Source organism: Embleya sp. NPDC055664, assembly GCF_053618075.1.
Genome location: NZ_JBSHGZ010000010.1, coordinates 34278 through 57464, shown reverse-complemented (window position 1 = coordinate 57464; position 23187 = coordinate 34278). Strand labels below are relative to the sequence as shown.

At 72.4% G+C, this 23187-nt stretch carries 23 protein-coding genes; 6 read left to right on the top strand and 17 right to left on the bottom strand.

Going from position 1 to position 23187, the window contains the following annotated elements; all coding sequences use genetic code 11:
* Nucleotides 1–256: 256 nt before the first annotated feature.
* Nucleotides 257–2095, top strand: a complete 1839-nt coding sequence (locus ACWGR4_RS19020; RefSeq protein ID WP_380011445.1) for an ABC transporter ATP-binding protein — start codon at nt 257–259, stop codon at nt 2093–2095.
* Complete coding sequence (locus tag ACWGR4_RS19015) at nt 2092–3957, top strand: ABC transporter ATP-binding protein (protein WP_452131007.1); 1866 nt, start codon at nt 2092–2094, stop codon at nt 3955–3957. The genes ACWGR4_RS19020 and ACWGR4_RS19015 overlap by 4 nt, the downstream gene beginning before the upstream one ends.
* Before the next feature lie 637 nt (nt 3958–4594).
* Here ACWGR4_RS19015 and ACWGR4_RS19010 read toward each other — a convergent pair.
* From ACWGR4_RS19010 to hisD, 12 genes are all read right to left on the bottom strand, one after another.
* Nucleotides 4595–5521, bottom strand: a complete 927-nt coding sequence (locus ACWGR4_RS19010) for a septum formation family protein (protein ID WP_452131006.1) — start codon at nt 5519–5521, stop codon at nt 4595–4597.
* 35 nt (nt 5522–5556) lie between these two features.
* Nucleotides 5557–6387: a septum formation family protein gene (locus ACWGR4_RS19005; RefSeq protein WP_452131005.1), complete on the bottom strand. Its 831-nt coding sequence runs from the start codon at nt 6385–6387 to the stop codon at nt 5557–5559.
* Nucleotides 6388–6493: 106 nt separating this feature from the next.
* Nucleotides 6494–7732, bottom strand: a complete 1239-nt coding sequence (locus ACWGR4_RS19000) for an MFS transporter (protein ID WP_452131004.1) — start codon at nt 7730–7732, stop codon at nt 6494–6496.
* A gap of 70 nt (nt 7733–7802) precedes the next feature.
* Nucleotides 7803–8369, bottom strand: coding sequence for a helix-turn-helix domain-containing protein (locus tag ACWGR4_RS18995; protein ID WP_452131003.1), 567 nt, complete (start codon nt 8367–8369; stop codon nt 7803–7805).
* A gap of 119 nt (nt 8370–8488) precedes the next feature.
* Nucleotides 8489–9250, bottom strand: a complete 762-nt coding sequence (gene hisF, locus ACWGR4_RS18990) for an imidazole glycerol phosphate synthase subunit HisF (RefSeq protein WP_078977617.1) — start codon at nt 9248–9250, stop codon at nt 8489–8491.
* Nucleotides 9247–9678 (bottom strand): RidA family protein, encoded by a 432-nt coding sequence (locus tag ACWGR4_RS18985; RefSeq protein WP_452131002.1) that lies wholly within the window; start codon nt 9676–9678, stop codon nt 9247–9249. Before ACWGR4_RS18985 ends, hisF begins: the two co-directional genes overlap by 4 nt.
* Complete coding sequence (priA, locus tag ACWGR4_RS18980; RefSeq protein ID WP_380030647.1) at nt 9675–10409, bottom strand: bifunctional 1-(5-phosphoribosyl)-5-((5-phosphoribosylamino)methylideneamino)imidazole-4-carboxamide isomerase/phosphoribosylanthranilate isomerase PriA; 735 nt, start codon at nt 10407–10409, stop codon at nt 9675–9677. The genes ACWGR4_RS18985 and priA overlap by 4 nt, the downstream gene beginning before the upstream one ends.
* A gap of 101 nt (nt 10410–10510) precedes the next feature.
* Nucleotides 10511–11149: an imidazole glycerol phosphate synthase subunit HisH gene (gene hisH, locus ACWGR4_RS18975; protein ID WP_380012800.1), complete on the bottom strand. Its 639-nt coding sequence runs from the start codon at nt 11147–11149 to the stop codon at nt 10511–10513.
* A gap of 4 nt (nt 11150–11153) precedes the next feature.
* Nucleotides 11154–11309, bottom strand: a complete 156-nt coding sequence (locus tag ACWGR4_RS18970; RefSeq protein ID WP_380012797.1) for a hypothetical protein — start codon at nt 11307–11309, stop codon at nt 11154–11156.
* Nucleotides 11306–11902, bottom strand: a complete 597-nt coding sequence (hisB, locus tag ACWGR4_RS18965) for an imidazoleglycerol-phosphate dehydratase HisB (protein ID WP_380012794.1) — start codon at nt 11900–11902, stop codon at nt 11306–11308. The genes ACWGR4_RS18970 and hisB overlap by 4 nt, the downstream gene beginning before the upstream one ends.
* A 21-nt stretch (nt 11903–11923) precedes the next feature.
* The gene (locus ACWGR4_RS18960) at nt 11924–13036 is read right to left on the bottom strand and encodes a histidinol-phosphate transaminase (RefSeq protein WP_452131001.1); all 1113 of its coding nucleotides are present in this window, start codon (nt 13034–13036) and stop codon (nt 11924–11926) included.
* A complete protein-coding gene (gene hisD / locus ACWGR4_RS18955) occupies nt 13033–14388 on the bottom strand; it encodes a histidinol dehydrogenase (RefSeq protein WP_126641245.1) in 1356 nt (451 codons plus the stop codon). The genes ACWGR4_RS18960 and hisD overlap by 4 nt, the downstream gene beginning before the upstream one ends.
* A gap of 108 nt (nt 14389–14496) precedes the next feature.
* Between hisD and ACWGR4_RS18950 the strand changes: the two genes are divergently transcribed.
* From ACWGR4_RS18950 to ybaK, 3 genes are all read left to right on the top strand, one after another.
* Nucleotides 14497–15987, top strand: a complete 1491-nt coding sequence (locus ACWGR4_RS18950) for an oxidoreductase (RefSeq protein ID WP_452131000.1) — start codon at nt 14497–14499, stop codon at nt 15985–15987.
* A gap of 39 nt (nt 15988–16026) precedes the next feature.
* Entirely contained in the window at nt 16027–16713 is a 687-nt protein-coding gene (locus tag ACWGR4_RS18945) for an LON peptidase substrate-binding domain-containing protein (protein WP_452130999.1), read from the top strand.
* 66 nt (nt 16714–16779) lie between these two features.
* Nucleotides 16780–17277 carry a Cys-tRNA(Pro) deacylase gene (ybaK, locus tag ACWGR4_RS18940; protein ID WP_380012779.1) on the top strand — a complete coding sequence of 166 codons (498 nt, stop codon included), beginning with the start codon at nt 16780–16782 and terminating at the stop codon, nt 17275–17277.
* Between the two features lie 87 nt (nt 17278–17364).
* Here ybaK and ACWGR4_RS18935 read toward each other — a convergent pair whose 3' ends face one another.
* From ACWGR4_RS18935 to ACWGR4_RS18920, 4 genes are all read right to left on the bottom strand, one after another.
* Nucleotides 17365–18075, bottom strand: a complete 711-nt coding sequence (locus ACWGR4_RS18935; RefSeq protein ID WP_452130998.1) for a hypothetical protein — start codon at nt 18073–18075, stop codon at nt 17365–17367.
* Between the two features lie 80 nt (nt 18076–18155).
* Nucleotides 18156–18977, bottom strand: a complete 822-nt coding sequence (locus ACWGR4_RS18930) for an ABC transporter permease (protein WP_380012773.1) — start codon at nt 18975–18977, stop codon at nt 18156–18158.
* Entirely contained in the window at nt 18974–19924 is a 951-nt protein-coding gene (locus ACWGR4_RS18925; protein ID WP_380012836.1) for an ABC transporter ATP-binding protein, read from the bottom strand. Before ACWGR4_RS18925 ends, ACWGR4_RS18930 begins: the two co-directional genes overlap by 4 nt.
* Before the next feature lie 174 nt (nt 19925–20098).
* Complete coding sequence (locus ACWGR4_RS18920) at nt 20099–20737, bottom strand: hypothetical protein (RefSeq protein ID WP_452130997.1); 639 nt, start codon at nt 20735–20737, stop codon at nt 20099–20101.
* Between the two features lie 161 nt (nt 20738–20898).
* Here ACWGR4_RS18920 and ACWGR4_RS18915 point away from each other — a divergent pair, with 161 nt between their 5' ends.
* Nucleotides 20899–22143, top strand: coding sequence for a mechanosensitive ion channel family protein (locus tag ACWGR4_RS18915; RefSeq protein WP_380012833.1), 1245 nt, complete (start codon nt 20899–20901; stop codon nt 22141–22143).
* Here the strand turns inward: ACWGR4_RS18915 and ACWGR4_RS18910 are convergent.
* A complete protein-coding gene (locus ACWGR4_RS18910; RefSeq protein WP_126641238.1) occupies nt 22047–22646 on the bottom strand; it encodes a dienelactone hydrolase family protein in 600 nt (199 codons plus the stop codon). The genes ACWGR4_RS18915 and ACWGR4_RS18910 overlap by 97 nt on opposite strands.
* Nucleotides 22647–23187: the final 541 nt, after the last annotated feature.

Sequence of the window (23187 nt, the reverse complement as noted above, 5' to 3'; positions counted from 1 at the left end):
AGCCCGACCCGGGGTTTGGTTGCGGGTAATCGGGGCGTCGCGAGGCCGTTCGCGGGGAGCGCCCGAAACAGGGTGACATGCGGGAATGGTCTGCTCCAATCCGTCCGGAGGCCGGTGATCCGGATGGAGTCGGCGGGGCGGACGGGGAATCGGGGCGGTCGGCGGCGCCTTGTACGTTCATCGGACAAACATCGTCGACAGCCCCGTTCGCGGCGGCTGCGTTCCCCTGGATTTTGATGAATCCGGGGGATTCCGCGTGAAAGTGAGCCCCGTGGCGGACAAGGTCGTTCTGCGACAAGGACTGCGCGTACTCGGCGTCGCGATCCGCGAGGAGCCTCGGATCTTCGCCGCCGCGGTGGGCGCGAGCGCGGTGTACGGCGTGATGACGGTGGGCTCGGCGCTTGTGCTCGGGCGGGTCACCGACGACGTGATCATCCCGGCCTTCCGCGATGGGCACACCACGGCGGGCGCGTTGATCGGTGCGTTCGCGGCGGTGTTCGGCGTCGCGCTGCTCAAGGCGTTCGGCGTGATCGGTCGGCGGTTGTGGGCGGGCATGATGCAGTACCGCCTCCAGGCCACCTTCCGCCGCCGGGTCACCCGGCAATACCTGCGGCTGCCGCTCGCCTGGCACCACCGCCACCCGACCGGCACGCTGCTGTCCAACGCGAACGCCGACGTCGAGGCGGCGTGGAACCCGGTGGCACCGCTGCCGATGGCCACCGGCGTGGTGGTGATGTTGTTCGTCGCGGCGATCTCGATGGTGATCACCGACTGGGCGCTGGCCCTGGTCGGCTTCGTGATCTTCCCGGCGATCGCCGCGCTCAACATCGTCTACCAGCGCAGGCAGGGGCCGTTGGCGATGCGCGCGCAGGAGTTGCGCGCCGACGTCGCGGAGATCGCGCACGAGAGCTTCGACGGCGCGCTGGTGGTCAAGACGCTGGGCCGGGAGAGCGAGGAGACCACCCGGTTCGCGGCCGCGTCGCGGGAGTTGGCCGACGCGAACATCGCGGTGGGCCGGGTCCGGGCACTGTTCGACCCGATCCTGGAGGCGCTGCCCGGCTTCGGCGTGCTGCTGGTCCTGGTGGTCGGCACGGTCCGGGTCTCGCACGGCGATCTGGCGCCGGGCGACCTCGTGCAGGTCGCCTACCTGTTCACCCTGTTGGCCTTCCCCGTCCGGGCGATCGGCTGGCTGCTCGGCGACATGCCGCGCTCGGTGGTCGGCTACGACCGGGTCCGCGGCGTGCTGGACGCCGAGGGCGAGCACACCTACGGCGAGATCGAGGGCGGCGACGCGGCGGCCGGTCCGGCCCGCCTGGAGGCGCGCGCGGTGCGCTTCGGCTACACCGACGACACCGACGTGCTGCACGACGTGGCGTTCGATGTCGACCCCGGGCGCACCATCGCCGTCGTCGGCCCGACCGGTTCCGGCAAGTCCACCCTGGTCTCGCTCCTGGTCCGACTGGTCGACCCGGTGGACGGCGGAATCCTGCTCGACGGCACCGACCTGCGCGACTACCGGCGGGGCGGGATCGCGGCCACCGCCGCGCTGGTCCCACAGCAGGCGTTCCTGTTCGACGACAGCGTCCGTGACAACATCACCCTGGGCCTGGACCTGGACGACGCCGCGGTACACGAGGCGCTGCGGATCGCCCAGGCCGACTTCGTCGCCGCGCTGCCCGAGGGCCTGGACACCCAGGTCGGCGAGCGCGGCACCACCCTCTCCGGCGGCCAGCGCCAGCGGATCGCGCTGGCCCGGGCCCTGGTGCGCCGGCCGCGCCTGCTCGTCCTGGACGACGCCACCTCGGCGGTGGACCCGCGTGTGGAGGCCGCCATCCTGCACGGGCTGCGCGACGCGGGACCGGCCACCGTGGTCGTGGTCGCCTACCGCAAGGCCACCATCGCGCTCGCCGACGAGGTGGTCTACATCGAGGGCGGCCGGGTGCTCGACCGGGGCCCGCACCACACGCTCCTGGAACGCTCGGTCGGCTACCGCCGCCTGGTCAACGCGTACGAACGCGCCGCGCGCGAGGACGCGGAGCAGGAACTCGACACCGACATCGACGTCGACGAGGCCGAGGAGGCCACGGCTTCATGAGTATCGCCACCGCCGTGCCCAAGCCGGCCGCACCCGAACCCGAACCGAAGAGCGGGTCGGGCTCCCGAATAGGCCCCGACGCCGACCGACCGACCGAGTCCGGCCTGAGCGTGCTGCGCCGCGGCCTGCGGATGACCCCGGAGTTCACCGAGGGCCTGATCGTCACCCTGCTGCTGGCCGTGATCGGCACGGCCGGCCGGATCGTGGTGCCGCTGGCCGTGCAGCAGACCATCGACCGGGGCCTGCGCGCCGACGCCGGTCCCGACCTGACCGTGGTACGCACGATGGCCGCGCTCGCCGCGCTCGCGGTGGTGGTCACCGCGGTGTCGGCGTACGCGATGAACGTGCGGCTGTACCGCACCAGCGAACGCGGCCTGTCCACGATGCGGGTGGCCGCCTTCCGGCACATCCACGACCTGTCCACGCTGCACCAGCAGTCGGAGAAGCGCGGCTCGCTGGTCTCGCGGGTGACCGGCGACGTGGACACGATCAGCCGATTCATCCAGTTCGGCGGCCTGTTGCTGATCGTCAGCGTCGGGCAGATCGCGCTGGTGACGGTGCTGATGTTCGTCTACTCCTGGCAGCTGACCCTGCTGGTGTGGGTGTGCTTCGCGCCGCTGTACTTCTTCATGCGCGCGGTGCAGAAGCGGATCGCCGCCGCGTACTCGCACGTGCGCGTCGCCATGGGTCGGATGCTGGGCGCCATCTCGGAGCCGGTCGTGGGCGCCGCGATCGTGCGCGCGCACGGCATCGAGGAGCGCACCGCGCGCCGGATCGACGAGTCGGTCGACGCGCACCGCGACGCGCAGACCCGGGCCCAGTTGTTCGTCGCGTTGACCTTCCCGATGGGCGAGTTCGTGGTCGGCCTGGCCAACGGCCTGGTGGTGGTCGTCGGGGTGTGGCTGGGCATCGACGGGCAGCTCAGCGTGGGCGAGCTGGTCGCGTTCCTGTTCCTGGTCACGTTGTTCGTGGGCCCGGTGCAGATGGGCGTGGAGATCCTGAACGAGGCGCAGAACGCGCTCGCGGGCTGGCGTCGGGTGCTGGAGGTGCTGGACGCGGAGCCGGACATCGCCGATCCGGGCGAGGCGGGCGAGGAGTTGGACCGCGGCCCGGTCGAGGTGCGGTTCGACCACGTCTCGTACGGCTATCCCGGCGGCCCGCGGATCCTGCACGACGTGGACGTCACGCTCGCGCCCAGGACCCGGGTGGCGGTGGTCGGCGAGACCGGCTCGGGCAAGACCACGTTCGCCAAGCTGCTCACGCGCCTGGTCGACCCGGACGAGGGCCGGGTGTTGCTCGACGGCGTCGACCTGACCCGGGTGCGCTTCTCGTCGCTGCGCGCGCGGGTGGTGATGGTGCCGCAGGAGGGCTTCCTGTTCGACGCCACGCTGCGGGAGAACGTGCGGTACGGCCGGCCGGACGCGGACGACGCGGCGATCGTCGCCGCGTTCGCCGACCTGGGACTGGCCGACTGGCTCGCGGGGTTGGCCGCCGGCCTGGACACCCGGGTGGGCCAGCGCGGCGAGTCGTTGTCGGCGGGCGAGCGGCAGTTGGTCGCGCTGGTCCGGGCCTACATCGCCGATCCGGACCTGCTGGTCCTGGACGAGGCGACCTCGGCGGTCGACCCGGCCACCGAGGTCCGGATCAACCGAGCCCTGGACGGCCTGACCCGAGGCCGCACCGCGGTCTTCATCGCACACCGGATGTCCACGGCCGAATCGGCGGACGAGGTCCTGGTCTTCGACGCCGGAAAGCTGATCGAACGCGGCCCCCACACCCGCCTGGTCACCGCCGGAGGAATCTACACCCGCCTGCATGCATCCTGGACGGCCCAACAAAAACCCACCCCACCCCCAACCTGACCCCACCCACACGGAGACCCACCCCCGCCCCGGCCGTCCCCAAACGCCGGACGGGCCGAGATCTCGGCCGCGTTCGCCAACGAACGTCACCGACGGCCCCACCACCACGCACCCCCGGAGGCCCGCCGGCACAGCCGTCCTCAAACGCCGGACAGGCCGGATTTTCGGCCGCGTTCGGCAACGAAAGTCACCCACAGGCCGACCACCACGCACCCGACTCACACGGAAACCGGCCTCCGGCCCGGTTGTCCTCAAACGCCGGACAGGCTGGGATTTCGGCCACGTTCGACAACGAACGTCGCCGACGGCCAGACATCACGCACCCCGCTCACGTGGAGGCCGGCCTCCGGCCGGGTCGCCCTCGAACGCCGGGTGAACCGTAGACCACCCGACCCGTCCAACACCCGCGCCCAACCGCAACCTCCAAGCCCGCACAAGCCCACCTTCAGCCCGGCCGGCGCATGAGGCCAAGCAGCCGGGCCGGCGTTTGAGGCCAAATAGCCCGGCCGGCGTTTGAGGCCAAGCAGCCCGGCCGGCGCTTGAGGCCAACCGGGCCGGAGGCCGGCCACCGTGCATCGCGGCCGGCATCGAGCGCGGCCGGCATCGAGCGCGCCCCGCATCGTGCGCGGCCGAAAGGCTATTGCAGGGGTGCCGTCAGCTTCTTGGTCTCGTCCGAGTAGGACACCAGGCACTGGACCTCACGATCGCCGGAGGCCCAGCCCGATTCCTTCGGATAGATGTAGAGCCAGGTCAACTGCGCGGCGTCGGGCTGACGGTTGATCACAGGTTCGGTGATCGGCTTGCACACCTCCGACGCCTTGGTGTCCATCGCCCCGTCGCCGGGCCAGGCGCCGTCCGGCAGCGCGACGTTCTCGATGTGCTGCCCGTCGTGCGGCGTGGTGCACCCGACCTTGTTCACGTCGGTGCTGCCGGCCGCGAACGAGATGCAGTCGCCCGGACTGAGCGGGACCTTGCGGACCGCGACGCTGCCGTTGGGGTTGGTCGCCGGCGGCGAGCCGGCGGCTTCCGTGGCCGGCGGCCCGCTCGTGGGCGGCCCGCTCGTGGGCGGCTCGCTCGTGGGCGGCTCGGGCAAGTCTGTGGGCGACGCGGTCTCGCTCGACCGCGCGCTCGTGGGCCGGGTCGCACTCGTCGTCGGGCCGGCCTTGTCGCTCTTGCCGTCGTCGCCCAGGCTCACCACCAGGGCGATCACGCCGCCGGCGATCACCAACGCGACGACCACCACGATCGCCACCACCCGACCGCTGCGACCGCCGCCGGGCGGCCCCGCGGGCGGCCCGGTGGGCGGGCCGTAGGGCGGACCTCCGCCGTACGGCGGGCCGCCGCCTCCGTAGGGCGGGCCCGCGCGATAGGGCGGGCCGCCGATCGTCGGACCGTCATAGGGCGGGGACGGAGGCGGGTTCGCGGGCGGGGGCCCCGCCGGGCCGCCCGGATAACCACCGCCGGAGCCGCCGCCGTATCCTCCCCCGCCGTAGTTGCCGTAGCCCCCGGCGCCCGGGTTGCCACCGCCCTGGTCACCGCCTGGGTATCCGCCGGGACTGCTCATCACGTCGATCCCTCCCCCAAGGGCCGAGCGCTCGGTCAGCGCAGGGGCTTGGTGAGTGTCTGCCCCGACTTGTACTTCGCGATGCAGGTCACCTTGCGCCGACCGATGTCCCAGCCCGGCTGCTTCGGGAAGGTGTAGGTGAAGGTGAACTGCGAGGCGTCGGAGCGCCCGCTCACCGCCGAGGTCAGCGCCGGGGTGCACTTGGTCTCGGTCTGGTCGGTGATCGCCGACTCGCCCGGGTAGGTGCTGCCGGTCAGTTCGTAGGTCATGATGACCTCGCCGTTGTGCGTGCTGGTGCACGTCTTCTTGTCGATGGTGCCCGAGGTGGTGTCCAGGGTCACGCAGTCGCCCTTGGACAGGTCGACGTACTGCACCTCGGAGGGCATGGTCGGGTCCGTGCCGCCGGACGCGGTGGTGCGCGGCGCGGTCGGGCGGCTGGTGGTCGGGCGGGTCGTGGGCGGCGCGCTCTGCGTGGCGCTCGGCGAGGACACGGCCGAGGTGGTCGGAGCGGGCGTGGGCGACGCCGACTTCTTCTTGTCGTCCCCGCCCAGGACCACCACGAGGGTGGCGATGATCCCGCCGACCACGACGATCGCGGCGATCACCACGGCGATCAACGGCCCCTTGCCGGAGCCGCCCTGGTTGGGACCCGGCGGCATGCCGCCGCCATAGCCCCCGCCGCCGCCGTAGTTGCCGGGATACTGCGGTCCGCCGCCGCCGTACGGGTTCTGCGGCGGCGGCGGGTACTGCTGTCCGCCCTGGGGGTATTGCTGCCCGGGGTACGGCTGGTTGCTCGGATAACCCTGGCCTGGCTGCTGCCCGTATCCGGGGTAGCCACCCTGTCCGGGTGATGGCGGCATCGTCATGTGCCTAGCCTGCCCGATCGGGTGAACCTCGCGCTCGACCGGGCCCAACTACTTGACTTCGAGTCAGATGATCGTTGTGCGACCGGAATCCTTCCGTGACCCGAAGTCAGGCCCGACGCCGAAAGGGTCCGCTGCCCAGTGCCACCAGGATGCCCGCGAGCATCGCCGCACCGCCGCCGGCGAACACGGCCGAGGGCCCGAACTCCGTGGCGATCAGGCCCCCGACGGGGTACAGCAGCGGGATCAGGCCGACCGCGAACATCATCTGCAACGCGGTCACCCGGCCCAGCGCACTCGGCGCGCATGTGGTCTGCACCAGCGCGCTCCCGGCCCCGCCCACCACGCCGGTGCCCACACCCAGGACCGCCGCGCAGGCCACCGCGACGCCGACCCCGGGCGCGTAACCGAGGCCGACCAGACCGCCGGCCATCACCAGCATCCCCACCGGCAGCACGAACACCGGTCGCGGCACCCGTCCGGCAACGGTCAGCCCCAACGCGCCGATCGCCGCACCGATCCCCCACCCGCCCAGCACCGCGCCCATCCCGCCCGGCCCCCAGCCCGCGTCGTCGGCGAGCAGCACGATGCCGACGTTCATCGGGATGGTGAAGCCCAGCTCCATCAGCGCGACCGTGATCAGGAGCGGGCGCAAGAACTCGTGCCCGAACACGTGGCGCAGCCCGGCCCGCAGGCCCAATTCCGGCTCCTCGGTGCCCGGTTCCGGCTCGGGCGCGGGCCCCGGGCGCAGCCGCCACAGCAGCGCGAGGGAGAGCCCGAACAGGGCCGCGTTGAGCGTGAAGGCGAGTTCGGCGTCGCCCCAGGCGAGCACCGCGCCGCCGATCGGCGCGGACACCACGGTGGCCACCCGCTGCGACAACGAGCGCATGCCCTGGACCCGGACCAGTTGCGAGCGGTCGGTCAGCCGCACCGGCAGCGCCCCGACGGCGGGCATGAACAGCGCGTCCACCGCGCCGAACACCAGCGCGATCGTGATCAGCAGCCAGATCGCCGGACTGCTCGCCGCCACCGCGAACGCCGCGATCATCATCACCACGCAGCGCACCAGGTCGCTGCCGATCAGCACGCGGCGCGGCCCGTACCGGTCGGCGATCGCCCCGCCGGGCAACATCAGCAGTGCCCGGGGCAACGATCCGGCGGCCAGCACCAGGCCGGTCTGCGTGCCGTCGCCGCCGCGTACCGCCGTCCAGGACAGCGCCAGAAACCAGATCTGGTCGCCGATCAGCGACGCGGTGAAGGCGCCGAGCCAGGCCAGCACGCGCGGGTCGCGGTGCGCGGGTCGGGGCGTCGTGGTCGCGACTCCGGTCGCGGTGTTGCGTACGGCCATGATGCTCCCCGTTCCGGTACTCGATGGGGCGGCGGCGGACGGCGAGGGCGGCGGGCACGGCGCCCGGCGCTCACATGCGGTACGGGAAACCTCGGATGTAGACCTCGACATGCTCCGCGCCCGGGGTCTGCCGGTCCCGGTATCGGGCCACCAACTCCTGCAGTTCCTCGCCCAGTTCGCGCAGCTCGTCGGCGGTCAGCCGGAGCGTCGGCGCACCGCTGAAGGCGGCGCCCGCCCATTCCGGGCCCCACGACTCGACCTCGTCCAGGAACCGGCGGTAGCGGTCCTCGGACTGCGAGCCGAGCACCCGCACGATGCCGGTGGACAGGTCGCGGCCGACCCGGTCCTCGGCAAAGTCACCGAGCGAGAAGGTCAGGTCCTCGACCACCTTCCACCAGCGCTCGCGCCCGTCCTCGGCGTGCTCGGGGTCCTCGACCACGAAGCCGTGCGCGGCCAGCGTGCGCACGTGGTAGCTGACCAGGGCCGGGGTCGCGTCGACCCGCTTGGCCAACATCGACGCGGTGGCCGGGCCGCCGGCGTGCAGCATCCGCAGCAGCGAGATCCGCAGCGGGTGGGTGAACACCTTGAGGGTCTGTACGTCCTTGATCATCCGTCGGGGCGGAGGCTGCTCGCTCATCACCCCACGATAAATGTGAAAGAGTTCTTTCGCAATAAATCTTTCGCAATAAAAATTGCACATCCGGTCACGAAAAAGCCGACCGCACCCGCGGTCGGCTCCCTCGCCCGGTTCGCGGCTCAGCGCACCGGCTGCCCCGCCTCCCGCAATACGTCCTTGACCTGCGGAATCCGCAACATGCCGAAGTGGAACACGCTTGCTGCGAGCACCGCGTCGGCGCCCGCCTCCACGGCCGGGACGAAGTCCCCCAGGGCGCCCGCGCCACCGGAGGCGATCACCGGGATGCCCACCTCGGCCCGGACCAGGCGGATCAACTCCAGGTCGTAGCCGTCCTTGGTGCCGTCGGCGTCCATCGAGTTGAGCAGGATCTCGCCCGCGCCCAACCCGGCCGCCCGCGCCGCCCAGGCGACCGCGTCGATGCCGGTCCCGGTGCGCCCGCCGTGCGTGGTCACCTCGAAGCCCGGCGCGCCGTCGCGGCGCCGCCGCGCGTCCACCGAGAGCACCAGCACCTGGGAGCCGAAGCGGTCGGCGATCTCGGCGATCAACTCCGGCCGCGCGATCGCCGCGGTGTTCACGCCCACCTTGTCCGCGCCGGCCCGCAGCAGCCGGTCCACGTCCTCGACCGCGCGCACCCCGCCGCCGACGGTGAGCGGGATGAACACCTGCTCGGCGGTGCGCCGGACCACGTCGTACGTCGTCTCGCGATTGCCCGAGGAGGCGGTGATGTCGAGGAAGACCAACTCGTCCGCGCCCTCGGCGTCGTACACCCGGGCCATCTCGACCGGATCGCCCGCGTCCCGCAGGTTCTCGAAGTTGACACCCTTGACCACCCGGCCGGCGTCCACGTCCAGACACGGGATCACCCGTACGGCCAACGTCACGACGCCCTCCCCCGGTACGCGTCCACCTCGACCTCGACGAGCATCCGCGAGTCGATCAGCCCGGCCACCACGACCATCGTGGCGGCCGGTCGCACCTCGCCGAACAGTTCGCCGTGCGCACGCCCGACGTCGTCCGAGTCGCGCGAGTGGGTGATGTACATCCGGGTGCGCACCACGTCCGCCGCGTCGAGCCCGAAGTGCGCGAGCGCGTCCAGCGCGATCCGGAAGGCGGCGAGCGTCTGGTGGTGCGGATCGCCCTCGTGGGCCAGATTGCCCTCGACGATCGCGGTACAGCCCGACACGTGCACGTAGTCGCCGACGGCGACCGCGCGCGAGTAGCCGAACGTGTCCTCCCACGGGCCGCCGGACGAGTACCGCTCGATGCCGGCCGAGCTACCGGACCCGGCCGAATTGTCGCTTCCCGTCACCGGGACACCGCCTCCAACGCCTCTTCGAGGGTGAACGCCTGGGCGTACAGCGCCTTGCCGACGATCGAGCCTTCCACACCCAGCGGCACCAGTTCGGCGATGGCGCGCAGATCCGCCAGCGAGGACACCCCGCCCGAGGCCACCACCGGGCGGTCGGTGGCCGCGCAGACGTCGCGCAGCAGTTGCAGGTTCGGGCCCGCGAGGGTGCCGTCCTTGTTCACGTCGGTGACCACGTAGCGGGCGCAGCCGTCGGCGTCCAACCGGGCCAGCGTCTCGAACAGCTCGCCCCCCTCGCGGGTCCAGCCGCGCCCGGCCAGCGTGGTGCCGCGCACGTCCAGGCCCACCGCGATCCGGTCGCCGTGCCGGGCGATCGCGGAGCGCACCCAGTCCGGCGTCTCCAGCGCGGCGGTGCCCAGGTTCACCCGGCGGCAGCCGGTGCCGAGCGCGGCCTCCAGGGAGGCGTCGTCGCGGATGCCGCCGGACAGCTCGACCTTGACGTCGAGCTTGCCGACCACCTCGGCGAGCAGTTCGCGGTTGCTGCCCTTGCCGAACGCGGCGTCCAGGTCGACCAGGTGGATCCACTCGGCGCCGGCGCTCTGCCAGGCCAGGGCGGCGGCCAGCGGGTCGCCGTAGGAGGTCTCCGACCCGGCCTCGCCCTTGACCAGGCGGACGGCCTGGCCGTCGGCGACGTCGACGGCGGGCAGCAGTTCGAGGCGGTGGGTCTCGGTCATGACGCTTGGGATCCTCAGCAGTTCGGTCGGAAGTTCGGGCGGGGTGCGGTCGGGGCGATCGGGGGCGATCGCGGTGCGGCGCGGCACGCGCGCCGCGCGGGCTACAGCGTCTCGAGCCAGTTGCGCAGCAGGTGCGCGCCGGCCTCGCCGGACTTCTCCGGGTGGAACTGGGTGGCGCTGAGCGCGCCGTTCTCCACGGCGGCCACGAACGGCGTGCCGTGCGTGCTCCAGGTGACGCCGGGCGGGATGTGCGGGCCGTCCTGGACCACCGGCATCTCCCACGTGCGCACCGCGTAGGAGTGCACGAAGTAGTAGCGCGTGTCGGGCGCGGCGTCGCGGAAGAGCACGCTGTCCGCGGGCGGCTCGACGGTGTTCCAGCCCATGTGCGGCACCACGGGGGCGGCCAGCCGCTCGACCGTGCCCGGCCACTGGGCGCAGCCCTCGGTGGCCACCCCGTGCTCGACGCCGCGCGTGAACAGGATCTGCATGCCGACGCAGATGCCGAGCACCGGCCGGCCGCCGGCGAGGCGCTTGTCCACGATGGTGTCGCCGCGGACCGCGCGCAGGCCCTCCATGCACGCCGCGAACGCGCCGACGCCGGGCACGAGCAGCCCGTCGGCGTTCAGCGCGGCGTGCTGGTCCGCGCTGATCTCGACGTCGGCGCCGGCGTGCGCGAGCGCCCGCTCGGCCGAACGCACGTTCCCGAATCCGTAGTCGAGGACGATGACCTTCTTGGGCACGCGCCTATCCGATCTTCAGGACGCCGGCCGCGATCGAGAAGAACGCGCCGATGGCGAGCAGGGCGATCACACTCTTGGGCAGGCCCTGCTTGACGAACGAGATGCACCCGCCGACCAGGAAGAGCCCGAACACGATCAGGACCATCGCGCCGGTGCTCACAGCGCGCCCTTCGTCGAGGGGATCACGCCGGCCCGGCGCGGGTCGAGCACGCACGCGTCCGACAGCGCCCGGGCGAGCGCCTTGAACTGCGCCTCGACGATGTGGTGCGCGTTGCGCCCGTACGGCACGTGTACGTGCAGGCAGATCTGCGCCTGGGCGACGAACGACTCCAGGATGTGCCGGGTCAGCGTGGTGTCGTAGTCGGGGCCGATCATCGGCGCCATGTGCTCCGGCTCGGAGTGCACCAGGTACGGCCGGCCGGACAGGTCCACGGTGACCTGGGCCAGCGCCTCGTCCAGCGGCACGGAGGCGTCCGCGAAGCGGCGGATGCCCTTCTTGTCTCCGAGGGCCTGGCGGAACGCGGCGCCGAGCGCGAGGGCGGTGTCCTCGATCGTGTGGTGCGCGTCGATGTGCAGGTCGCCCCGGGTCTTGACGGTCAGGTCGAACAGGCCGTGCTTGCCGAGCTGGTCGAGCATGTGGTCGAAGAAGCCGACGCCGGTGGCGACGTCGACCTTCCCCGAGCCGTCCAGGTCGATTTCGACCTCGACGGAGGTTTCCTTCGTGGCGCGTTCGACGCGACCGGTTCTTGCCATGGCGGTGATTTCGACTTTCTCTCAGTCCTTCGGACGCGCGCTTTTGAGAACGTGCCGCATCGCGTCCAGGAAGGCCGTGTTCTCGGCGTCCGTGCCGGCGGTCACCCGCAGCATGCCCGGGACCCCGTTGTCGCGGACCAGCACCCCGTGTTCGAGGATCCGCGCCCAGATCGCGTGCGGGTCCTCGAATCGGCCGAACTGCACGAAGTTGGCGTCGGAGTCGGTCACCTCGCACCCGAGCGCGCGCAGTTCCTCGACCAGCCGGTCGCGCTGTTCCTTGAGTTCGCGCACATAGCCCAGCAGGGTGTCCTCGAACTCCAGGCAGGCCAGCGCGGTGGCCTGGTTGACCGCGGAGAGGTGGTACGGCAGGCGGACCAGTTGCACCGCGTCCACCACCGCGGCGTCCGCCGCGAGGTAGCCGAGCCGCAGGCCCGCCGCGCCGAACGCCTTGGACATGGTCCGACTCACCACCAGGTGCGGCCGGCCCTCCAGCAGCGGCAGCAGCGACGCGGTGTGCGCGAACTCGACGTACGCCTCGTCGACGATCACCAGCGACGGCCGGGCGGCCTGCGCGGCGTCGTACACCTGCTCGACCACGTCGCCGGCGAGCGCGGTGCCGGTGGGGTTGTTCGGCGAGCACAGGAACACCACGTTCGGGCGGTGTTCGGCGATCTGCGCCAGCGCCTCGTCGAGGTCGATCGTGTAGTCGGCGCCGCGCGCGCCGGAGATCCACCCGGTGCCGGTGCCGCGCGCGATCAGCGCGTGCATCGAGTAGGACGGGTCGAAACCCAGCGCCGTGCGCCCGGGGCCGCCGAACGCCTGGAGCAGCTGTTGCAGCACCTCGTTGGAGCCGTTGGCCGCCCACACCCGCTCCGGGCCCAGCGGGTAGCCGCCGGTCCGGGACAGGTAGTCGGCCAGCGCGGTGCGCAGTTCGACCGCGTCCCGGTCCGGATAGCGGTTCAGGTCGCGGGCCGCGGCGGCGACCCGCTCGGCGATCCGGGCCACCAGCGCGGCCGGCAGCGGGTACGGGTTCTCGTTCGTGTTGAGCCGCACCGGGACATCCAACTGCGGGGCGCCGTACGGCGATTGCCCGCGCAGCTCGGCGCGGATCGGCAGCCGGTCCAGGTCGCTCACGCGCCCTCCTCCCACGCCGCGAGGCCGGACAGCTCGCCGGTCGCGAAGCGGGCCCGCACGGCCGCGCCGTGCGCGGGCAGGTCCTCCGCGTCGGCCAGCACGCTGACGTGCTCGGCGACGTCGGCGAGCGCCGCGCGCGAGTAGTCCACGACGTGGATCCCGCGCAGGAAGGACTGCACGGACAGGCCCGAGGAGTGGCAGGCGCAGCCGCCGGTGGGCAGCACGTGGTTGGACCCGGCGCAGTAGTCGCCGAGCGATACGGGGGCGAACGCGCCGACGAAGATCGCGCCGGCGTTGCGCACCCGGGCGGCGACCGCGCCCGCGTCGGCGGTCTGGATCTCCAGGTGCTCGGCGGCGTAGGCGTCCACCACGGCGAGGCCGTCGTCGACCGAATCCACCAGCACGATCCCGGACTGCCGGCCGGCCAGCGCCTCGGTGACCCGCTCGCGGTGCCGGGTGGCGTCCACCCGCACCTTCAACTCCTCCACGACCGCGTCGGCCAGCGCCTCGGAGTCGGTGACCAGGATCGACGCGGCCAGCGTGTCGTGCTCGGCCTGGCTGATCAGGTCGGCCGCGACGTGCCCGGCGTCGGCGGTGTCGTCGGCGAGCACCGCGATCTCGGTCGGCCCGGCCTCGGCGTCGATCCCGATCCGGCCCTTGAGCAGCCGCTTGGCGGCGGCGACCCAGATGTTGCCGGGACCGGTGACCAGGTGCACCGGCGCGCACGAGCCCGCGCCGTACGCGAACATCGCGATCGCCTGGGCCCCGCCCACGGCGTAGACCTCGTCCACGCCGAGCAGCGCGCACGCGGCCAGGATGGTCGGGTGCGGCAGCCCACCGAACCCGGCCTGCGGCGGCGAGGCGACCGCCATCGAGGCGACGCCGGCCTCCTGGGCGGGGACCACGTTCATCACCACGGACGACGGGTAGACGGCGTTGCCGCCCGGTACGTAAAGCCCGACCCGCTCGACCGGCACCCACCGCTCGGTGACCGTGCCGCCGGGCACGACCTGCACGGTCACGTCCTGCCGGCGCTGCTCGCGGTGCACCGCGCGGGCCCGGCGGATCGACTCCTCCAGGGCCGCGCGCACCTTGGGCGCGAGCGTGTCCAGGGCCGCGGCGATCGCCTCGGCGGGCACCCGGATGTCGGTCAGTCGCACACCGTCGAAGCGCTCGGTGATCTCGATCAGCGCCTCGACGCCGCGATGCCTGACGTCCTCACAGAGGGGGCGGACCTTCTCCAGGGCCGCCTCGACGTCGAGTTCGGCTCGGGGCAACACGTCGCGCAGTGCGGCGGGGCTGTCCAGGACAGCCCGCGAGGCGGGACCGCGCAGGTCGATACGGGAGATCACCTGCCCCAGTGTAGAGACGGCGCCGAACCATACGTCCTCGTGTGTCGGACAGTGAGACGCGCGATCATGGGCGGGACGCAGCAGCCTTCCAGTGTCGGGGGACCACGGATGAGCACACCGCCGGGGCATCTGAGCGCGACCGAGATCCGCCTGTGGGAGGCGTATCGGCGCGGCGAACGGCTGGATCTGGGCACGGGCGTGCCGGCGGACGACGATCCGCGCACGGGCGCGACGTGGGGGCCGGACCGCACGATCCGGGCCCAAGTGCTCGCCCGGCTGCTGCTCCAGCCGCCGGAGGCCGAGCCCGGTCACACCACCGCACTGCGGCTGAGCGGCGCCCGGGTGGTGGGCGACCTGGAATTGGGCGGCGCGCGGCTCGACGTCTACGTCTCGGTGATCGGCTGCCGCTTCGAGGGCCCGATCGTGCTGAACGTGGCGAGCACGCGGACGCTGAATCTGCTCGACTGCGTGCTGACCGAGATCCAGGGCCGCAACATGCGGGTGGACGGCGACCTCTCGCTGTGCCGCTGCGAGGTGGCGGGCGGTCTGCGGATCCTGGACTCGCGTGTGGACAACGACCTGCGGATCGACGACTGCGTGGTCGGTCCGGACCGGCGCGGGGTGGCGTTGATGGCCAACGGCCTGCATGTGGGCGCGGACTCGTCGATGGACCGCAGCGTCTTCCGCGGGCAGGTGAGCCTGTACGGCGGCCGGTTCGGCGGGCGGGTCACGCTGTACGGGGCGAGTGTCGAGCGCCCGGGGGAGTCGGCGATGGATCTCGGGCGGATCACGGTGGAGCACTCGCTGCACCTGAGCGCGGGCTTCGCCGCGACCGGCTCGATCCGGCTCAACGACGCGCGCCTGGGTGGCGGCCTGGTGCTCGGGCGGGCGGTGATCTGCGCGAATCCCGGCGAGGAGTTGACCATGTCGCGGGTGGTCGCGCAGGACCTGCACATGAAGCCGGTCCGGCCGCCGCGCGGACGGATCGTCCTCACCGACGCGACCTTCGGCACGCTCACCGACGGACCGGGCTCCTGGCCCGCGCGCGGCGACCTGGTGCTGGCCGGCACGCGGTACACGACGCTGCGCGCCGAGCCTCCGCTGACCGTGCGACAGCGGGTGGACTGGGTGGAGCGGGGCACCGCCGAGTACACCCCCCAGCCCTACGACCAGCTCGCCGCCGCCTACCGCGCGGCCGGCGAGGACGAGCAGGCCCGGACAGTGTTGCTGGCCAAGCAGCGCCGGCGGCGCGCCGGGTTGGGCCCGGCGGGCCGGCTCTGGGGCCATGTGCAGGACGTGGCGATCGGCTACGGCTACCGGCCGGTGCGCGCCGTCGGCTGGCTGGTCACGCTGGTGGCGATCGGCACGGCGGTGTTCGCGGCCGATCCGCCGGCCCCGTTGAAGGCGGACGAGGCGCCGCACTGGAACCCGTTCTGGTACACCCTCGACCTGCTCCTGCCGGTGGTGACGCTCGGTCAGGACGGCGCGTGGAAGCCGACCGGGCTCGGCCAGTGGCTCGCCTACTCGCTGATCCTGCTCGGTTGGATCCTCGCCGGGGCCGCGGCGGCGGGCGCGACGCGGGTGCTCAATCGTGGGTGAGATCAATGATCGGCGCGCTCCGGCGGTCAGGGCCTACTCTTGGTCACCGTGACCGACCGGCTTCCGCTCTTCCCGCTCAACTCGGTGCTCTATCCGGGTCTGGTGCTGCCCCTGCACATCTTCGAGGAGCGATACCGCGCGCTGGTCCGGGATCTGGAGGCGCTGCCCCAGGCGGAGCAGCGCTTCGGCGTGGTGGCGCTGCGCACCGGGCGTGAGGTCGGCGACATCCAGGGCGATCCGCTCGCGGTGCTGCACCCGGTGGGCTGCACGGCGGAGATCGCCACGATCAAGACGCACGAGGACGGCCGCTACGACCTGGTGGCCACGGGTGCGACCCGGTTCGAGCTGGTCTCGGTGGACGACTCGGGGCCGTATCTGTACGCCGAGGTCGAATACCTGGCCGATCCGCCCGGCGAGCGGGCCGACGTTCTCGGGTTGGCCGCGACCCGGGCTTTCGCCGAGTATCAGCGTCGGCTGCTCACCGCCCAGCAGCGCACCCCGATGAGCCTGCCGGAGCTGCCCGACGACCCGGTCGTGTTGTCCTACCTGGTGGCCGCCGCGGTGGTGCTCGACCCGCACGACAAGCAGCGGCTCCTGGAGGCGGAGGACGCGACCGCCCGGCTGACCGCCGAGGTGGAACTGCTGCGCCGCGAGGCGGCGCTGCTCGACCACCTGCCGTCGTTGCCGGCGATCGAGTTGTTGCGGCAGAACATCGAACCCAACTGACACGGACCGGCCGGGGCGGCCCCGATCGCCTCGGGCCCGACCGACCCGACCGAAGGGCGCGCCGGCATGGCGAAGGGCAGGACCAAGGGCGGACAGGGCACCCCGGCGACGGTGGCGCTGACCCGCGAGGGCGTGGCGTTCACGACGCACGCGTACACCCACGACCCGGACGCGGCCTCGTACGGCGAGGAGGCCGCGACGGTGCTCGGTGTGCCGGCCGCGCGGGTGTTCAAGACGCTGCTCGCGGACGTGGACGGCGCGCTCACCGTCGCGGTGGTCCCGGTGGCGGGCAGGCTCGACCTCAAGGCGCTGGCCGCCGCGGTCGGCGGCAAACGCGCGGCGATGGCCGACCCGGCGGCGGCCGAGCGGGCCACGGGCTACGTGCTCGGCGGGATCAGCCCCCTCGGCCAAAAGCGCCGGCACCCCACCGTGGTGGACGCCTCGGTGCTCGCGCTGGAAACGGTGTACGTGTCGGCCGGCCGCCGGGGCCTGGAGATCGAGCTGGCCCCGGCGGACCTGATCCGGCTCACGGGCGCGGTGACGGCTCCGGTGGGGCGGGTCTAGGGCCTTTGCCCCACAGGGGTCGACCTTTGCCCCACAGGGGGCGGCTTTTGCCCCGCAGGGGTCGGCCGCGTGGACTGCCCCGCGGGGTCAGCTCTCGTCGGACCCGTGCTTGGTGAGGTCGACCGGGGCGGACACGGTCGAACCCGGGAACGGGCCGGGCGCGTGGTCGCGGCCCGGGCCCTGGGGCGCCCACGGCCACGGCCCCTGGAACGTCTCGCGGCGCTCGGCGGGGGCGAATCCGGCGGACAGGCCGAGGAAGATCACCATCGACGCGATCGGCCACAGCAGCAACACGCCCTTGGCCTTCAGGTCCAGCTCCTGGTCGAAGCGCTTGCCCAGGCCGACCCGACGCACCTCGTCGGCGATCCCGTCCGGCCCGAGCGCCACGCCGACCTTGAAGGCCAGATACGCGCCGGCGATCCCGCCGACGGTGAGCCCGAGCGCGGTCGCCACGCCCTGTCGGCGAAAGCGCCAGAACGCGAGCGGCGCGAGCACGATGCCGGCCACCACGCCGCACACCGCGAACCAGCCGTCCAGGGCGATCGAGGTCTCGGTCTCGGGCGAGACCTGGAAAACGCCCTCCTTGGTGGCCATCAGCGGCACCCGGGGGGTGATCTGCTCCCAGACCACGCCCACGATCGCGCCCACCACCAGGCAGGTCGCGACCACCGCGGCGAACGCGAGCACGTCGGTGCGGTAGCGCCGCCACAACGAGGGGGGCGCGTCGTACCCGGGCGCGAAGCCCACGTGCGCGCCCTCGGGCGACGGGTAGGGGTCGATATCCCCGGCAGACGTCATCTGGTCAGCGTCCCATGTACGGCTCGAGCCCGCGGGTCGGCCCCGCGCGGCGATGTGTCCGGTGGTCGAAGGGGCGTCGGCTACGCCCGGGTACTGCGCCGGAAGGCCCAGGTGGCCAGCGAGAGCATCACCACGCCGACCCCCGCGCAGACCGCCAGGTTGCCGGCCACCACCGCCCAGTTCGGGTCGCCATAGCTCGCGATGAACGCGTCCACCCCGTAGGAGGACGGCAGCACATCCCGGGCGAGCACGATCACCTCGGGCATCCGGTCCTCCGGCAGCACGCCAAGCAGCAGCGCCGCCGACATGCCCAACTGGCCGAGGAGTGTGGCCAGTTCCGGGCGCGGGGCGAGCAGCCCGAAGACCGCGCCGATGCCCGCGAGGGCCGCGCCGGACAGCGGTACGACCAGCAGCAGCACCCACAGGTTGGCCAGCGGCAGCTGGAACATCAGCGCGCCGATCACCGCGGTGGCCACCGTGCCGGGCAGCGTGAAGGACGCGTACGCGGCGGCGATGCCGAGCACCACGGCGGCCGGGCGCACCGGCAGCGTCAGGTAGTAGTCGAGCGCGTTGGCCGCGCGCAGGTTGCCGAAGTGCTGGGCGAGCAGGTTGAGCGCGACGAAGGCGACCACGAGCACACTGGACCCGGCCACCACCGCCTCGCGGGCGCTGTCGCTGCCGGTGTCCACCACGCCGCGCATCAGGATCATGATGCCCACCGACTGGAACACCGCGACGAACAGCAGCGGCACCCGGGAGACCCGCACCCGGGACAACTGCGCGCGGTAGACGGTCAGCAGCCCGGCGCCGAGCGGCGTGCCCGCCGCCGGGGCGACCGGTTCGACCGGACGCGGCGGCGCGGTCTCGATGCTCGCTGCACTCACTGGGGTCGACACCCTCATCCCTTGACCAGTCCCTGGTGGCGGCCGCCGAGCGCGAGGTAGACGTCCTCCAGGCTCGGCGTGGACAGCGTGAAGTCGTCGAGCGCCTCGAACGCGGGCCCGGAGGTGACGCCGGCGAGCAGTTCGCGGGCCATTCCCGGTTCCATCCGGGTGCTCCAGCGTCGGCCCGTGCGCACCGCGCTGCGCGCGAGCATACCGACGGCCGGGTCGTCCATCGGTGGGTCGGCCCGCCAGACCAGGTCGAGCCGGACCTCGTCGCCGACCATGGCCTTCAGACCCCCGGGGGTGTCGCACGCGATCACCCGGCCCTCGTCGAGCACCGCGACCCGGTCGAGCACGGTCTCCGCCTCGATCACGTTGTGGGTGACCAGGAGCACGGTGGCGCCGCTGTCGGCCCGGCGGCGATCCACTGCGGCCCACACCGCGCGGCGCGCGACCGGGTCCATGCCGGTGGTCGGCTCGTCCAGGACCAGCACGGGCCGATCGCCCACCAGTGCGGTGGCCACGCAGGCCAGTCGGCGCTGGCCGCCGGAGAGTTTCTTCAGCGGGCGGTCCGCGATCGGGCCGAGTTCGAGTTCGTCGAGCACCGCGTCGCGCTCGACCCGGGCCCGGTGGGCGTCGAGCGCGCGCAGCCGGGCGGTGGTCTCGATCGCGAGGGCGACGGTCAACTCGTCCAGAGCGCCGGACTCCTGGCCGAGGTAGGCGACGAGTCGGGCGGCCACGTCGGGGCGGCGCACCAGGTCGTGGCCGAGCAGGTCGATGCTGCCGGAGTCGGGCCGGAGCAGGCCGGTGAGCTGGCGGACCAGGGTGGACTTGCCCGCGCCGTTGGGCCCGAGCAGGCCGAAGATCTCGCCCCGGCGCACGTCCAGGTCGATCGTGTCGTTGGCGGTGACCACGTGCCGATCGCGCCGGCGCCCGGTGCGATAGGTCCGGGTCAGGCCGCGCACCGTGAAGCACGGGTCGGCGTTCGCGCGCTCGCCGGGAATGGTCACGCTCCGCTCGTCCGTTCCGGGCAGCTTGTACATCCGACCCCGCGCGTCGTCCTGAAGGTGGTGGTGACGGCGTGCGGCCCGCGACGCGCGTCAGGTTGCGCGCGCGGGGTGACACACGACCAGACGACTCTACGCGGTCCGCCCGGCCGGTCCGCCGCCCGCCTCCTCGGCGAGCAGCACCCGGGCCCGCCGCCACTGGTCGCGCGGCAGCACCGCCCGCCAGTCGATCGCCGCGAACGCCGCCTCGCGCTCGGGGCCCAACCGTCGGGTCGCCCGCGCGGCGGCCAGGCGCAGCAGCGGAAGCGGCCGGGTCGGCAGACCCACCCGGGCGGTCTCGCGCTTGAGGTTGGGCCACCACACGGTCGCCGCGTCGGTCAACTCCCCCTCGGCGGCACCCAGTCGGTGAAAGGCGGCGAGCCGCCCGATCGCCCGCGAGATCACCCACTGGACCAGCGCGGCGAGGCCGAACAGCACCAGCAGCGCAATCCCCAGGGGCGGAAACAGGAACAGCGCCGGAAGGCCGACGACCACCAGCAGATACTTGACCAGAAAGACGAATTCCAGCCGGCCCAGCACCACCTTGCCCACCAGGTAGCGGATCAGCAGGGCGGTCTGGCGCGCGGTGAGCCGGGTGTCCACGTCCGGGTCGAAGGCGGTCGCGCCGGCCTCGGCGGAGCGCTGCTCCGCGGCCCGGGAGGCGGTGCGGAACCGCTGTCCGCGCCGCATCGCGCCGAAGCCGGCCCTGCCGATCCTGGTCCATTTGGACATCGCGCGTCCTCCGTGCCGTGCACCACCCGAACTCGCACGTTATCGCCCCCGCGAACCCCCGGGGCGCTTCCCGCGCGCCCCGCGAGGCGATGGGTGACCTCGGCGGGCTCGGGTACCGTACGGGTTTGACCGCAAGCCCCTGGGAGGCCTTCGACGTGGACGTGTGGCACATACTTCGCCCGCTGATCGTGCTCGTCTCGGTGATCGCCTTCACGGGCCTGGTGACCTGGGGAATGGCTCGCCTGGCCCGCGAAGTTCAGACCCGCAAACCACTGACCGGACCACTGTGGTCGATGGCGCGGCGCGGCCGCGCCTCGATCGTGGCGACCCTCGGCACCTCGATGTTGTTGCTCGCCGAGCCCGCCGCCGCGCTGCCCGAGCGCAGCCGGGGGATGCTCCGGCACATCCTGGTGCTCTCGGTGATCGCGGCCTGCTCGTGGCTGATCGTGCACGCGGTCACCCTGCTGGTGAACACCTCGTTCGAGCGCTACGCGGCGAACGCGACGGACACCGGCCGGGTACGCCGGATACAGACCCAAATCGCGCTGATCCGACGCACCGCGGTGGCGATCGTCGGGATCATCACCTTCGCGGCGATGATCATGACCTTCCCGGGCATGAAGACGATCGGAACCAGCCTGCTCGCCTCCGCCGGCCTGCTCGGCGTGGTGGCCGGTCTGGCCGCGCAGAGCGCACTGGCCAACCTGTTCGCCGGGTTGCAGATCGCGTTCAGCGACATGGTCCGGATCGGCGACTCGGTGGTGGTCAACCAGGAGATGGGCACGATCGAGGAGATCACCCTGACCTACCTGGTGGTCAACACGTGGGACCAGCGCCGGATCGTGATGCCGGTGTCCTACTTCACCTCGCGGCCGTTCGAGAACTGGTCGCGCACCGACACCCGGATGACCGGGACGGTGTTCCTGCACCTGGACCACTCGGCGCCGGTGAGCGAACTGCGCGAGGAACTGCACCGGATCCTCAAGGACACCGGCCTGTGGGACGGCCAGGGCTGGAGCCTGTACGTCACCGACACCACGCCGACCACGATCCTGATCCGCGCGGTGGTCACCGCCCGCGACTCCGACGACCTGTGGACGCTGCGCTGCGAGGTCCGCGAGAAGCTGCTCGACTACCTGCGCCGCGAACACCCGTACGCACTGCCCCGCATCGCCACCGCGCCCGCGCCGCTGGGCAACGAGGCCGTGGGCCCGTACAGCGGCAACGGGCGCTTCGCGAAGGCGCGCCCGACCCCGCAGGTGCCCGCGCAGACCGGCCCGCGCAAGTACGTGAGCCTGGCCAAGAAGCCTCAGTCGCTGGCCGCTGCGGCCGCCGCGGCCGAGTCGATCTCGTTGAGGAAGTCCGAGGCGATCGCCCAGGCCCGCGCGGCGGCCTCGCGGTCGTAGTCCGGCAGCCCGGGATCGGTGAACAGGTGACCGGCGCCCCGGTAGCGGTGGATCTCCACATCGGCCCCGGCGCGGCGCATGCCCAGATACCAGGTCCCCAGCCAGTCCTCGGTCTCGAACGGATCGGGCTCGGCCACATGCAACTGCACCGGCACCTCCGTCACGGCATCCTCACGCAGGTCGGAGGTGCCGTGGAACATCAAGAGCCCGGCCGCGGTGCGATCGGCGAACACGGCATTCTGCGCAATCGAGGCCCCCAGCGAAAACCCCGCATACACAAGCCCCTCCCCCAGCCCGGCCGCCACCTTCACGGCCCGCCGGATCAACTCGTCCGCACCGATCTCATCCTTGATCTCCATGCCTTCCTCGATCGACTCGGTGCAACGCCCGTCATACAAATCAGGCACCACCACCTCATGCCCGAGCCCCCGCAACCACCCGGCCGCATCCTGAACAGCGGGCCGCAGCCCATAGGCCGAGTGAAACAACACAATGCGGGCCACGACAACAAATCCTTCCGAAGACCAATCCCCACACAACAAACCCCCAACGGTACCCGCCCACACGGCGTACCCCGACAGGCCCGACTGGTCGCCGACGCGCGGGGCCGGAGGATGGTCGAACCGAGTCGAGTCCGCCGAGGAGCCTCCGAGTGCTTTCGGCGAGAGTCGCGCTTCGGCTACGGAGGGCCGGTCAGGAACCTGCCCGAGTCGGCAATGGGCCGCCCCCGGCGTGCGGGGCTCCAAGACTTGGCGCTCCCGACGAGGCGGGTGTGTTGGTCGGCGAAAAAGCGACCGGCAGCGGCTGGTCCGAGTCGGTGGTGGGCCGCTGCCGGGTCCGGCCGGCTGCGCACCGGCCGCCCGCAAGCAAGGCGCAGCCCGCACCCAACCGAAGCACAGCAGCCCCGAGCGGCCTCCCGGGCCCAGCCGCCCCCAGCCCGTCCGGCGTTTGAGGACAGCTCGCCGCAGGCGCCTGCGGACCGCAGCGCCGGTCGCCGAACGCAACCGAAAACCCAGCCCGTCCGGCGTTTGAGGACAGCTCGCC